The organism is Ohtaekwangia koreensis, from assembly GCF_900167975.1.
In the GTDB taxonomy this organism is placed as follows: domain Bacteria; phylum Bacteroidota; class Bacteroidia; order Cytophagales; family Cyclobacteriaceae; genus Ohtaekwangia; species Ohtaekwangia koreensis.
On record NZ_FUZU01000004.1, the window covers coordinates 629,614 to 642,671 of the forward strand.

Sequence of the window (13,058 nt, forward strand, 5' to 3'; positions counted from 1 at the left end):
GCTGCGGTTAAATATAGCATAGAGTATTTACAGCGGTAGTAGCACAATGCTATTTTGCAAACGGATGCTATCGCTGTATGGAGTCGATAGCAGGGAAATATACTTTTGTAAACCGGCCGTTTAAACAAATTTCTCACTGCTTTGCATTAAAAAAATCATGACGATAGGAATCTTTGTTATTTTTGCCAATTCTCTACCGACATGCGGTGGCTGAATTTCACGCTAGAACAAATGTATATGTACGATATCTGCTGCATAGGACACATCACGCTCGACAAAGTGGTTACTACCAAATCAATAAAACACATGGCTGGTGGTACATCGTTCTATTTCTCGAATGCCATCAAAAACATGGATGTAAGCTATACATTGGTTACAGCCCTCGCAGAAAGTGAGATGAGGTTTGTTGCTGATCTACGCGCGAAAGGTATAGATGTGAATGCACTGCCCAGTACTTTCACGGTTCATTTTGAAAACATCTATTCTGAAAACCTTGATCATCGTACACAGAAGGTATTGCAGATAGCAGATCCATTCACAGCAGAACAACTTGCCGATATACAAGCCAAGATTTTTCATCTTGGACCTTTACTCGCGGATGACATTTCGGTTGAGCTGATCGAAGATCTGGCCGGAAGAGGAGTTGTATCACTGGATGTTCAAGGCTACTTGCGCAAAGTTGAAAACGAAAATGTTGTGCCTATAGATTGGACCTCTAAAAAAGAGGCGCTGCAATATATAGATATCCTAAAAGCCAACGAACACGAAATGGAAGTGCTGACAGGAAGCAGCGATGTGCGTGAGGGTTCCAGGATTTTAGCAGACTGGGGTGTTAAGGAGGTAATCATTACGCTCGGAAGTAAGGGTTCTGTGCTTTATCACAACGGTATATTCTATGACATACCAGCTTATGTACCAAAAGCTGTCACAGATGCTACTGGCTGTGGCGACACCTATATGGCTGGATATTTATACCAGCGTATCCAGAGTAACGATCTGCAGGCAGCCGGAGAATTTGGCGCAGCCATGGCAACATTGAAAATAGAATCGTCAGGACCCTTTACAGGAACCCCCGAGGATGTTACGAGTATATTGAAACACAGTAAAAAAATAATGCCTGTAGATATATAATGGTTGTATTATTCGTTAACTGAAATATACCGTTAGCATTCTATAGGTCAAATCTCTTTTCAGTCAAACGGATTTTAACAACATATAATAATCTTCATGAAAATTCTTTTCGCGATCGTATCGGTGTTCCTGTCGGGAGCGCTTTCAGCCCAGGTGATTTCTCATGGGGATTTTCAGATGGTAGTTCCCTTCCTGCAACAGGAAGACTTTAAAGGAGCCTTCGAAAAAACGAACCAGCTGCTTACAACGACAAAAAACGATTCATCGGATGTACGCGGCATTGTCACCTATATGAATATATTTTCAGCGGCAGGGATGGTGACGCTCGATCAAATGACCTTTGAGGATTTTCAGACAAACGCAAACAAATATATAGGGCATCGCCTGGTGATGCCCGCTCATCCTTGTATTGACAGTACAGCACTCGGCTACAACACGTTGAAATTTGTTATGCACAACGGACTTTTAAAAGGTATGACAACCACTGCGAATAAATCAAAGTCAACTATACTTTGCTTCGAATATTTTGTTTACGCTGAACCTGTAAATCCGTCTCAGTTACTCGGGAGAACTGTTCGCTGTGGCGGAATACTGGAATCTGTTGAAATTAATCCGAACAAATCGAAAATCTGGATCTCACGTCTTCATATCAGAAACGCTTTTGCCCGTCCGATGGGTAAAAAATAATATATACTGGTAAATATACCGGCATAACCTAAGATCTGTACTAGGGCGTTTTGCCAAGAGCAAGCTTATATCCAGCATGTTGAGTTAAACCATTCTAAGACTAAATATAGCAGAGCCTATATTTAGGTGATTGCATTCAGTACCTCACTCGGTCAATATCCTGCGGATGTGTGACAGTGTATGCGAAATACTTTTAGTATCACCGTTCATGATTCCCTCCGGTGTGATCTGGTCGATGCGCACGCGCCCTGAAGCATGAATGATTTTGTCTTCGGTGAGTACAATGCCCACATGCGAAATCTTGTCATCCTGATTCTTGAAGAATGCTAAATCTCCCGGGCGCATCTCGTTGAATTCTTTCACTAACTTACCCTGGTTGGCTTGCTGTGATGAGTCTCTGAAAAGTTTATAGCCACAGATTTTATATACCATCTGGGTAAAGCCTGAGCAATCTATACCAAATGGATTTTTACCGCCCCATTGATAGGGAGCATTTATATACTTCACCGCTATATTCTTGAGAAACTCATATTCACGTTTAAGTCCGACATTTTTAGCTTCACCATTAAACGCGAACTGCTCTTCCATCTTGAATAATTCAGAGCTTGAAATGGGGATCATACTCCCCATCAAAATTGCCAGCGGGCTCTTGTTATAAAGCATACTGGACGTGAGGTCGGTGGTGATTTTAAATTCTGATTTATCCAGGTAATCAAAGTAATCTTTTGAAACCGGGTGATGTTGTTTGCTATCGATCCACCCTTCATACTGATCAAAGTGAATACGGATACGTAACCATTTTCGTTCTGGCGACTGATCTATAACTTCATAATGATCTCCAAACAAAAGCTGCGTTGCTTGTTCAGCTTTGTCAGAAGGTTCTGTGCGTACAGATAGTACACTCAGGCGGCAAACACCGTAGTCTATATTCTCCATTACGAAATTCCAGTTTATTTTAACTTAATCCGGTTCAATTCACGCTTGGCATCGCGTTCGCGAATGCTGTCACGTTTATCATGAAGCTTCTTACCCTTGCCTAATGCTATTTCCAATTTCGCCAGTCCGCGATCATTGATAAAAAGCCGTGTCGGTATCAGCGTCAATCCCTTCTCTTCAATTTTTCCTTCCAGCTTCTTTATCTCAGAACGTTTCAAAAGCAATTTTCTTTCACGTGTGGCATCATGGTTATAATGCGTGCCTTGTGCATAGGGAGTAATATTGATTCCCTTCACAAACATTTCTCCATTATTGAAATAGCAATAACCGTCCTGCAGGTTTACTTTTCCCTCGCGGATTGATTTAATTTCCGTGCCCATCAGTACCATGCCCGCCACATACTTATCCAGCAGTTCATATTCAAAGCTGGCCTGGCGGTTTCTTATATTAATATTATCTGAAAAACGTTGTTGTTTCATTGTAACCTTAAATTGAAATATCTGATGCGGTATACATTAAATATCATTCGTGATGTTAATCGGTTTCTTTTGGACTAACATTCTCAAAGAATAATTATGTTCCAATCTGATGTATACCTTATCTCGTAAAAATTCTTTTGAGCGTTTCTTTCTTTAAAATTTTTTGCCCCGTTGTACCACTGGCAATTATGCGGCCATTTACGGAGGCTTCATACTTGCAAATCAACTCGTTGCCTTTTAGCTGATCGATCCGGGCAGTAAAGATAATTTCTTCTCCGACAAAGGCAGGATTTTTATGATCAATACTCACATGTGTCCCAATCCCTTCTTCATCATCGTCCATGATCTCCAGCACAAACAACCGCGTTGTCCATTCAACCTCCCGGGCCAGCACATACGTTGAACAGACCGGGTGCACCACTTCTCCGTGGAAAGCTGCCACATCCTGCGGTTTCACGGTGTAGTGATATTCCCTGGTAAACACACTGATGTCCTTCATGATTGTAAAGCAGAAATAGAAAGCTGAAAGCAAATTTATAAAGTATACTTAAACCTTTACGAAACTTTAGCTTCCACTTTGAGCGCTTTACTTCGAGCTTTTCTCAAAGCGGCATGCGTGCCAACGGAGTTACATCCAACGAGCAAAATTCTTGTTTCAGATATTTATAGTGGGCCGCTACAGCAATCATGGCTGCGTTGTCGGTGCAATATTCGAAAGCAGGTATAAATACATTCCATCCCTTCGCATCACCTAATGCTTTTAATTCTTTTCGCAATCCAGAGTTCGCAGAGACTCCGCCTGCTATGGCTATGTCTTTTATTCCGGTCTGTTCACTGGCTTGTAACAATCGCTTCAATAACATCGTCACCAGGTGTTGTTGAATGCTGGCGCATATATCATTTACATGTTCTTCCACGAAATTAGGGTTCTTGACCTTTTCATCTCGAAGAAAATATAGGAATGCTGTTTTTATACCACTGAATGAAAAATCCAGTCCGGGCATCACGGTCTCCGAAAACTTATAGGCTTTCGGATTTCCAAGCTGCGCATACTTATCGATCAATGGACCGCCCGGGTAAGGAAGTCCCATAATCTTTGCGGCTTTATCAAAGGCCTCTCCTACAGCATCATCTTGTGTTTGTCCGATCACTTCCATCTCCAAATGACTTTTCACAAGAACAATCTGCGTATGACCTCCACTCACGGTAAGGCAAAGAAATGGAAACGAAGGTTTGGGCTCATCGATAAAATGCGCGAGCACATGAGCCTGCATGTGGTTCACTTCAATCATCGGTATATCCAGTGCCATGGCCATGCCTTTTGCAAATGATACGCCTACCAGTAAAGCTCCCATTAATCCTGGGCCGCGGGTGAACGCAATCGCATCCAACTCTGTTTTGCTCACGCCCGATGTTTCCATCGCTTCGCTCACAACGGCTATAATGTTTTGCTGATGTGCACGCGAGGCGAGCTCAGGTACAACTCCTCCGTATTTTTGATGTACCGCCTGTGAGGCGATAATATTATTAAGTACCTTGCCGTTTCGTATAACGGAGGCAGATGTTTCATCGCACGAAGATTCAATGGCAAGGATAACGGGACGCATGTGTTGATAGAATGAACCGGCAAGTTATCAAAAATAGAATTCGAAAGATACTGGCCTATCTTTTCACAGCGCTTATATTCCTGTTCATATCAGGTTTTTTAGTGCTGCAAATGCCGCCTGTTCAAAATTGGCTCGCTTCCAGATTTCTGAAAGACTTTACAAAGGTTGTCGGTTTCCCTTCCACGGTGAAAGGTTTCCGTATGCTTTGGTTCGACAGGCTTGAACTTACCGGAGTTAATGTATACGATCTCGAAGGAAACCGGATGATCGGTGCCAAGGAAATTCTGATCAACTTCAAACTTTCTCAACTTCTACAGGGACGTGATGTAAATATCGATGGCATATATGTCGATAGTGCACATGTATACCTCACCAAGATTCACGAGACGGATACTTCACGCGATCTGAACATCAATGTATTTATCGACCGGATCAACCAAGGCTACTCTTCAGGAGGCGGCACGGGAACAGGCAAGCCTCCCAAGATCAATATCGGGGAAGCATTTTTGAATCATAGTCAGTTTACCTATATCAACCAGGATCAGGATACGATTCGTAATGGCTTTGACTATAATCATTTTTCACTCGCGGTGGATGAAGGTCACTTGAACAGTTTTGTAGTATTGGGCGACACGACTGAGTTTTTTGTACGAACGTTAATCACTCAAGATCTGAAAACGAAGTTCAAGGTTAATCAGCTCTCTACGTTCTTCCGCATTTCACAACTGGGCATGGAGTTCAACGGTCTTAATTTACAAGCCGGAGAAAGTACTATATCGGATACTATTATTTTTCGATACAACGGGCATGGCGCGCTGAATGATTTTGTTAACAAGGTAAAGATCCATGCAAACTTTACGAAGACTATAATTGATCCGAAAGATCTTGATTTTTTTGCTCCGGGAGTAAACCGCATAACCCAACCGTTGACGCTCAGTGGTGAGTTTAACGGGAAGGTAGAAAAATTCAAGCTCAGCAAAATGCAGCTGGGTATAGGCAATACAAACCTGATGGGTTCACTGGATATGGAAGGCCTTCCCAATTTCAATGAAACGTTCATCAACCTAAACGTTCAAAATTCAAAGTTCGATCCACGCGATCTGTCTTTTCTTTTTAACGATCGTACACTTGATCGCTTGCGTCCGCTGGGTATACTTTCCATGCATGGACAATTTTTAGGATACCCTACCGACTTTGTTGCCAACGGTACATTCTCCGGTAAACTCGGGACGATACAATCCGATATAAACTTTAAAGTAAATGAAGACAACATTGACTTCTCCGTATATAAAGGCAAGCTGTCACTGAAATCTTTTGATCTCGGCACCTATCTGAACGATACAATTTTTTATCAACGCGTAAGTCTTAACGGACAGATCAGTGGCAAAGGATTAACGCAACGTACAGCGGATTTTCTTTTGAATGGCAAGATCAGCTCCATCGGTATCAAAGGGTATAATTATACTAACATCACTACCGATGCTCGTTTTGCTACCGGTTTATTCCGTGGGCTTGTAAAAATAAATGACCCGAACCTGGAGTTGACGGTTCTTGGCTCGATGGACCTTCGTGATGAACGAAATGAAATTAAATTCCGGGCGCAGTTGGACACTGCCTATCTAAACCGGTTGAAGTTATCACGCGATAGCCTCTTTCTGCATGGCACTGTTGAAGCTGACTTCCGGGGACTGACGTTAGATTCACTGCGTGGTTCAGCGAACGTACAAAACCTTGTGGTGCTATATCAAGGCAAAGAACTAAAGCTTGATAATATACAGTTGAATGCACAACGCGAAGAAGATCACCGGTTGTTTAAGATACAGTCTTCACTCGCAGATGTTGAAGCCCGTGGTAATTATTATTTTTCAGATATATCCTCCGATGTGCAGACGCTGGTGAAAGAAATTCTGCTGAACTTAAAAAATGACAAGCAACAAATTACAGAGTACTATAGCCAGAAATCGCGCAGACCTAAATCTTACGAAGCGCAAATTGCTATAGACCTGAAGAATATTAAACCGGTTACCGATTTATTCAATATTGATTTCAGTATCTCGCCACACACCAAGTTTGACGGTAAATTTACCAGCGGCCGTACTACAATCTTCAATATGTATTCGGAGTTTGATTCGCTCACGTTTGAGGGAAAGACTTTTATAAAGTCGAATATAGAGTTAACAGTATCGAAGATCTCGGATAGCACAAGTGTACTTTCGATGCTCACGGTTAACTCCGACAAACAAATCCTGAACAATAACCTGCAGACTAGAAATTTACTGGCTGAAGCCATCTGGAACCGGAACCATATAGACTTTGCAATGGATGCTGATCATGATGGACAAACAAACTATATGCGTCTGCGTGGTGGTGTAGACTTTCAACAAGACAGTACTGTTATCTCCATGTTGCCTTCCGAATTGCAGTTGCTGGAACGGAAGTGGAACTTCGCCAGTAACAATTATATAGCGGTTAATGGAAGCAACTGGACATTTTCAAATCTTGCTTTACAGAATGAACAGCAATCCATTAAGCTTGATGGACAGATATCAAAAGATCCGTCAAAAATAATTTCACTAAATATAGATAACCTCGAGTTGTCATTGTTCAATGTACTTACCAATAAAAAGATTGCCGGCATTACAGATGCTAACGTAAGCCTTAGTAATTATTATTCCGAGCCTGTAATACAGAATGACATTGACATTAAGGATTTTACGGTTGATGATTTTCTGATTGGTGATATCAAAGGCAAAAACCAATGGGATACTATAGCGCATAAGTTATATATCGATCTCTTTGTGGAACGTATGGGCGCACGCATTGTAGATCTTACTGGCGACTATAATCCTTCACGCAAAGAAAGTCCACTGGATATATCTGCCAAGCTTGATAAAGCAGAGCTCAAAATTGCTCAGCCTTTTTTGCAGGAAATTTTCACGCAGATCGGAGGAACGATCTCAGGAGAATTTAAAATTACCGGAGAGTTGACCGATCCTGAAATTCGCGGTGAAGGAAATGTAGCTGACGGACAGATCATGATCAATTACCTGAAGACGCTTTATCGTTTTACAGGAATCATTGGCCTCACTCCTACCTCTATATTCTTTAAGGATATTGAGCTTACCGACATCTTGCGAAACAAAGGAAAATTAAACGGTGCTATAACACATCGCGCTTTTTCATCGATGCAGATCAACATGGATGCTGACTTCCGAAACTTCCAGGTGCTGAATACATCTATGAAAGATAACAGTCTCTTCTATGGACAAGCCTATGCAACGGGCGATGTGAACCTGAGTGGTCCGATTTCAAATCTTCGTATATCTTCGAATGCCCGCACTGAAAAAAATACACGTATATATGTTCCGTTAAATGGCTCGTCATCGGTAAACAAGAAAGAGTTCATCACGTTCGTAAACTTCAAGGACACAACGTTTACGAAAACATCTCAGCAAACTATTCGCAAAAAAGTAAACATCACCGGTTTGTCATTTGACTTGAACCTCGATGTAACACCCGATGCATATTGTGAAATTATATTCGATATGAAATCCGGGGATATCATTCGCGGACGTGGTGTTGGCGATTTACGTTTACAACTTGATACCAAAGGTGAGTTCAATATGTTCGGTCCTTTCGAGTTCACGGAAGGATGGTATAACTTTACCCTATACGACATCATCAATAAAGAATTTCTGATCAAGAAAGGAAGTCGCATTACCTGGTATGGTGATCCTTATAAAGCCACAGTTGACATCGATGCTACCTATAACCAGTTAGCTTCTTTTGCTCCGTTAGCAACGATGAGCGATCCTTCTATAAACATTACAGAATCACCACAACTGCAGCGCAGGTATCCGGTAATGGTTTTGCTTTCGCTGGATGGCCCCATGCTTTCTCCTGAAATCAACTTTGATATCACGGCTAAAGATCTTCCTAAAAATATACAGACCAATACACAAGCTATTAACCTTGACCTGCTTTTTACAGCATTTAAAAATAAACTTGACGAGCAGGAATTAAAGCGACAGGTGTTTAGTCTCATCGTATTACGCAAATTCTCACCAGCCGAATCGCTGAGCACCAGCGGGTCCGTTGTAAACAGTTTGAGCGAGTTGTTCTCGAACCAGCTTAGTCACTGGATGAGTCAGGTTGATGAAGATCTTGTGGTGGATGTAGATATAGGTTCGATGGATGCAGAGAGCTTCAATACTTTTCAGCTGCGGATGTCCTATACATTCCTCAACGGACGTTTACGCGTAACGGGTGATGGAACGTACAATACTTCCAATAACGCGACAACTTCTACCGGCACGCAGCAAAATCCTTCGAGCCTTGCGGGAGACTGGACTGTAGACTATATGTTAACAGCGGATGGAAAATTACGTGTTAAAATGTATAGCCGCACAAACGTAAATCCGATTCTTAGCTCGGTAAATAACCAAACTGCTATGACAACAGGCGCCAGCATTATCCATACACAAAGCTTTAATGAGATCAGAGATCTCTGGGTGTCTGAACGTAAGAAGAGAAAGAAACAACAATCCCAGGAAGCAACTCCAGATGCGAACAAAGATGCAATCAAAGAAGAGGATGGCTCCGAATAAACTGTTTGTTATACTCTTCCTTATTCCGGGTTGTTTGTTTGCCCAGGGTGATTCGTTGCAACAACCTGTTAACAAAAAAAGACTGCGTGCGCTCACGATAACTTCTGTTGCAGTATATAGCGGTTCGCTCGCAGGACTAAACCATCTCTGGTATAAAGATGCCGACCGACAGTCTTTTCGATTCTTCAACGATAATGCAGAGTGGAAACAAGTAGACAAGCTTGGTCATTTTTACTCTGCATTCTATTTGAGCTATGCAGCTTCCCGTGGATTACAATGGAGTCATGTGCCTGCCAGCAAGGCAGACCTTATAGGCGCTATAGCAGGCTTCGCAGTGTTAGTACCCATTGAAATTTTTGATGGCTTCTCAGATGCGTACGGTGCCTCTACAGGCGACCTGATAGCAGACGCTGCCGGTGCTGCTTTCTATTTAGGACAAACCCGGTTGTGGAAGCAGGTTCGTATATATCCCAAGTTTTCATTTCAACGGACAGGCTATGCGGCAATCCGCCCAACGGTATTGGGCGATGGTTTGACGAGTGAAATCTTAAAAGATTATAATGGCCAGACGTACTGGTTATCGGTTGACATGGATAAATTTATTCACTTTCCGAAATGGCTAAACCTCGCTGCCGGATATGGAGCACAAGGAATGATCTATGCACGCGACCGACAAAATATAGAAGCAGGATATAGGGACCCATATCGGCAATACTACTTTTCGCTTGACTTCGATCTCAGCGCTATAAAAACACGATCAAAGGTTGTTAAAACACTAATCTTTGTAGCCAACATGATTAAAATACCGGCACCTGCAATTGAGTTTTCATCGCGTGGCACGCGATTCCATGCGCTCTATTTTTAGTGTTGGCGATGCTTTTATGAATGTGGCGCTAAATTATTTACACACATTGATTTATAATACCAGCTCTAATTTCTAACTTCCATACAGAAACCCTAATCCCACTTTATATGGTAGAAACATTACCCGGCATTATGTATTATGTTGAGCAATACGCTGAACATATTGGTGGTCAGTACACCGACTACGATCATACTAAATCTGTAATTGTTGTACCGTTGAGTACAAGTCGCTTTCAAACGGTGTTGGCAAGCGTACAAACCAGTCCGGTCTCGGGCCGGGAGCAAGCACTTTTCACATCCAAAGTATGTGAGTTCCGTGCTGACCTAGATCTGAAAGCACTGCTCGAACGCAATGCCAGCTTTGACTATAGCAAGTTCATTATCGAAGATGGCTACGTGAAAGTTGAAGCTTCATGCTTATCTGAGACAGTATCAGAAGAGCAGGTTCGTGAAATGATCCAGGAAGTAGCACAGCTTGCCGATCATTATGAAATGAAGCATACCGGAAGGGATATACATTAATTACGTATAGTCTTTAATGTGAATCTTTATCTTGTTAAAAAGAAATCATGATAGGGCAAATCTCTAGCTTCTACATGAAATCAAAAAAGCCTGAGTCTCACACTTCAGGCTTTTTGATTTTAATCTTTATCTCCTGGCCTTTGCAGTGATGGCTCGAGACCCGGAGCAGCGTTCACACTTTAGCCGATCCCAAATACGAGAAGCTTGCGTACTTAATATATACTTACCAATGTATTTCAAGTATATAGTGGTTTAGTGCTTCCATACTTTATGTATGGCTATATCTACTGAACTGATCTTAAGCCAAGGCCGCGAATTTATTTTCAAGATTCACCAGCCATTTTTTTCTTTTCTCCTGCGATACCATTTTTACCATATTTAAACTGATCCACTTACGATTTTTGTAGCCCAGTTTCCAGAATGTCCCAAACATAAAGGCTCGCTTAATAGCGTTTCCAAACAAGGTAAAGTAAAGTATTTTTGGTGTGTTCATCGTAGTGATGAGCGTCACTCCTTTCACTTTGGTCCATAAAGGTTTCATCCGGGTGTTACTCTCATTGGTATAGTCATACGCTACTCCGGGAAAAATTACTTTGTCTATAAACCCCTTCATTAATGCCGGCATCAGCTCCCACCAGATTGGAAAGATAAAAATCAAATGTTCGGCTTTCTCCAGTGTCTCTTTATATTCGATGACTTTGGAATCAACGGGTGATTTATCTCTGAAAGCTTTTAAATCCGCAGCAGTCATTACCGGATTAAAGCCATCGTTATCAAGATGAATAAGTACAACGTCATGTTGTGCCTGTTGAAGTCCTTTTGTTACGGCATTTAAAATTGCATGACAAAAACTTCCGCTATACGGATGATTAAATACAATTACGACTCTCATTTTTTAACTTGTTTAAATGTTGCAGGTGCAAAGCTGCGAAGGGCAGCACCGATGGAGCATTAACAATTGTAAAGAAATGATTATCGCCTGTTTCTTATTCTGCTGAGCGAGACGGGTGTAATGCCCAGATAGGAAGCAATGTAATGCAGTGGAATTCGTTCTAAAATTTCCGGACGCTGCTTTATCAATTCTTCATAACGTTTTTGTGGATTGTCTTTAATACGCGAAAGGAAAAGACGTTGATAGTATACAAGACGTTGGAAGGTGTGTTCCTCAACATACTTTTTAATACGGGGAGAACTATCGAGAATGAATTGAAAATCCCTTTTAGAAATACTGTGAATAACACAAGGCTCGATGCTTTCTAAACAAAATAAACTTGGCTGGCTTGTTCTGAAACTCTCAATTAATGACACGCCTTCTCCTTCCAGGAAGAATTGAAAAGTAACGTCTTTGCCGTTGTTGTTAAACCAGATACGCAGACATCCTTTCTCAATGAAGTAGGCGTTTTTTGAAATTTGCCCTTCACGTAAAAGCGTTGTTTTAGCAGAGATTGTCTGTCTCTTAAAAAGATGACTGAACTCGTTCCATTCATTTATGTTCACCGGTATTATTTATAAAAATGCTCACGTTACAGCATGGCGCCTCAATGATGCTAATATACTATATCGATTTCGCGTATGGTCTTTAATGTACGTTTATGTTCTGTCAGCTCTCTCATTTACAAACAAAAGCGCGAGGTATATCACCCCGGCAACGTTTAACGATACACAGATAACATTCCACCAACAATTCGTAACTTTGCAAAAGCAAGCCGCCTTATCGCTCTCGCAAGAGGGAGGAAAGTCCGGGCAACGTAGGGCAGCGTACTTCCTAACAGGAAGGTCCTTCCGTATAATGCAGGGGGAACAGAGAGTGCCACAGAAAACAAACTACCTGATCCGGCTTGCCGGTTTAGGAAAAGGTGAAAAGGCGAGGTAAAAGCTCACCGCTCGGGTGGCAACATCCGGGGCATGGTAAACCTTACGCGTTGAAAGGTCAAATAGGCTTCGGTTTGGGGCGGCCCGTTCCACGTCTCGATTCGTTGAGCGTACCGAAGCGGGTAGACTGATTGATTCCGGTTGTGAAACCAGGAACAGATAAATGATAAGGACTCCTGCTTTTGCAGGATGACAGAACCCGGCTTATAAGCTTGCTATTTTTAAACCTGCTCCGCGAAAGCTTGGCAGGTTTATTTATTTTAGCGCGGTGAGAATCCAATTGCACAGAGTATACTAAGGAGACACAGAGTTACACAAAGTTTTTTCCTTCGTAGCCTTGTATCTTCTTAGCG

11 protein-coding genes and 1 other RNA gene are annotated in these 13,058 nt (G+C 41.9%); 6 read left to right on the forward strand and 6 right to left on the reverse strand.

The features are described 5' to 3' along the window. Window positions 1-237: 237 nt before the first annotated feature. Both B5Y40_RS25990 and B5Y40_RS25995 read left to right on the forward strand, forming a co-directional pair. Entirely contained in the window at window positions 238-1,131 is an 894-nt protein-coding gene (locus tag B5Y40_RS25990; protein ID WP_221408989.1) for a PfkB family carbohydrate kinase, read from the forward strand. Window positions 1,132-1,227: 96 nt separating this feature from the next. Then, the gene (locus B5Y40_RS25995; protein WP_079689780.1) at window positions 1,228-1,818 is read left to right on the forward strand and encodes a hypothetical protein; all 591 of its coding nucleotides are present in this window, start codon (window positions 1,228-1,230) and stop codon (window positions 1,816-1,818) included. Window positions 1,819-1,962: 144 nt separating this feature from the next. Here B5Y40_RS25995 and B5Y40_RS26000 read toward each other — a convergent pair whose 3' ends face one another. The 4 genes from B5Y40_RS26000 to tsaD form a co-directional block, all read right to left on the reverse strand. Then, window positions 1,963-2,754, reverse strand: coding sequence for a C40 family peptidase (locus B5Y40_RS26000; RefSeq protein WP_079689781.1), 792 nt, complete (start codon window positions 2,752-2,754; stop codon window positions 1,963-1,965). A gap of 14 nt (window positions 2,755-2,768) precedes the next feature. Beyond that, the gene (gene smpB / locus B5Y40_RS26005) at window positions 2,769-3,233 is read right to left on the reverse strand and encodes an SsrA-binding protein SmpB (RefSeq protein ID WP_079689782.1); all 465 of its coding nucleotides are present in this window, start codon (window positions 3,231-3,233) and stop codon (window positions 2,769-2,771) included. Between the two features lie 118 nt (window positions 3,234-3,351). Further along, a complete protein-coding gene (locus B5Y40_RS26010) occupies window positions 3,352-3,732 on the reverse strand; it encodes a thioesterase family protein (protein WP_079689783.1) in 381 nt (126 codons plus the stop codon). Window positions 3,733-3,835: 103 nt separating this feature from the next. Then, window positions 3,836-4,840: a tRNA (adenosine(37)-N6)-threonylcarbamoyltransferase complex transferase subunit TsaD gene (tsaD, locus tag B5Y40_RS26015; RefSeq protein ID WP_079689784.1), complete on the reverse strand. Its 1,005-nt coding sequence runs from the start codon at window positions 4,838-4,840 to the stop codon at window positions 3,836-3,838. A gap of 110 nt (window positions 4,841-4,950) precedes the next feature. On the opposite strand from tsaD, the gene B5Y40_RS26020 reads away from it, so the two are divergent. The 3 genes from B5Y40_RS26020 (at window position 4,951) to B5Y40_RS26030 (ending at window position 10,833) form a co-directional block, all read left to right on the forward strand. After that, on the forward strand, window positions 4,951-9,447 hold the full coding sequence (locus B5Y40_RS26020; protein WP_159453817.1) for a translocation/assembly module TamB domain-containing protein: 4,497 nt from the start codon (window positions 4,951-4,953) through the stop codon (window positions 9,445-9,447). Then, window positions 9,434-10,312 carry a DUF2279 domain-containing protein gene (locus tag B5Y40_RS26025; protein ID WP_143785948.1) on the forward strand — a complete coding sequence of 293 codons (879 nt, stop codon included), beginning with the start codon at window positions 9,434-9,436 and terminating at the stop codon, window positions 10,310-10,312. The genes B5Y40_RS26020 and B5Y40_RS26025 overlap by 14 nt, the downstream gene beginning before the upstream one ends. A gap of 107 nt (window positions 10,313-10,419) precedes the next feature. Next, the gene (locus B5Y40_RS26030) at window positions 10,420-10,833 is read left to right on the forward strand and encodes a YbjN domain-containing protein (RefSeq protein WP_245840797.1); all 414 of its coding nucleotides are present in this window, start codon (window positions 10,420-10,422) and stop codon (window positions 10,831-10,833) included. Window positions 10,834-11,131: 298 nt separating this feature from the next. Here the strand turns inward: B5Y40_RS26030 and B5Y40_RS26035 are convergent, their stop codons facing one another. Both B5Y40_RS26035 and B5Y40_RS26040 read right to left on the reverse strand, forming a co-directional pair. After that, entirely contained in the window at window positions 11,132-11,725 is a 594-nt protein-coding gene (locus tag B5Y40_RS26035; RefSeq protein WP_079689787.1) for an NAD(P)H-dependent oxidoreductase, read from the reverse strand. An 80-nt stretch (window positions 11,726-11,805) separates the two neighbouring features. Beyond that, complete coding sequence (locus B5Y40_RS26040) at window positions 11,806-12,330, reverse strand: Crp/Fnr family transcriptional regulator (RefSeq protein ID WP_245840800.1); 525 nt, start codon at window positions 12,328-12,330, stop codon at window positions 11,806-11,808. Window positions 12,331-12,531: 201 nt separating this feature from the next. Here B5Y40_RS26040 and rnpB point away from each other — a divergent pair. Beyond that, window positions 12,532-12,928, forward strand: an RNA gene (gene rnpB / locus B5Y40_RS26045) — RNase P RNA component class A. Window positions 12,929-13,058 lie beyond the last annotated feature (130 nt).

Excerpts from the sequence above, each read along its gene's own strand:
- tsaD (WP_079689784.1), bottom strand. The coding sequence starts at position 4,840 with ATGCGTCCCGTTATCCTTGCCATTGAATCTTCGTGCGATGAAACATCT.
- B5Y40_RS25995 (WP_079689780.1), top strand. The coding sequence starts at position 1,228 with ATGAAAATTCTTTTCGCGATCGTATCGGTGTTCCTGTCGGGAGCGCTT.
- B5Y40_RS26025 (WP_143785948.1), top strand. The coding sequence starts at position 9,434 with ATGGCTCCGAATAAACTGTTTGTTATACTCTTCCTTATTCCGGGTTGT.
- B5Y40_RS26000 (WP_079689781.1), bottom strand. The coding sequence starts at position 2,754 with ATGGAGAATATAGACTACGGTGTTTGCCGCCTGAGTGTACTATCTGTA.
- B5Y40_RS26035 (WP_079689787.1), bottom strand. The coding sequence starts at position 11,725 with ATGAGAGTCGTAATTGTATTTAATCATCCGTATAGCGGAAGTTTTTGT.
- B5Y40_RS26030 (WP_245840797.1), top strand. The coding sequence starts at position 10,420 with ATGGTAGAAACATTACCCGGCATTATGTATTATGTTGAGCAATACGCT.
- B5Y40_RS26010 (WP_079689783.1), bottom strand. The coding sequence starts at position 3,732 with ATGAAGGACATCAGTGTGTTTACCAGGGAATATCACTACACCGTGAAA.
- B5Y40_RS26020 (WP_159453817.1), top strand. The coding sequence starts at position 4,951 with ATGCCGCCTGTTCAAAATTGGCTCGCTTCCAGATTTCTGAAAGACTTT.
- B5Y40_RS25990 (WP_221408989.1), top strand. The coding sequence starts at position 238 with ATGTACGATATCTGCTGCATAGGACACATCACGCTCGACAAAGTGGTT.
- smpB (WP_079689782.1), bottom strand. The coding sequence starts at position 3,233 with ATGAAACAACAACGTTTTTCAGATAATATTAATATAAGAAACCGCCAG.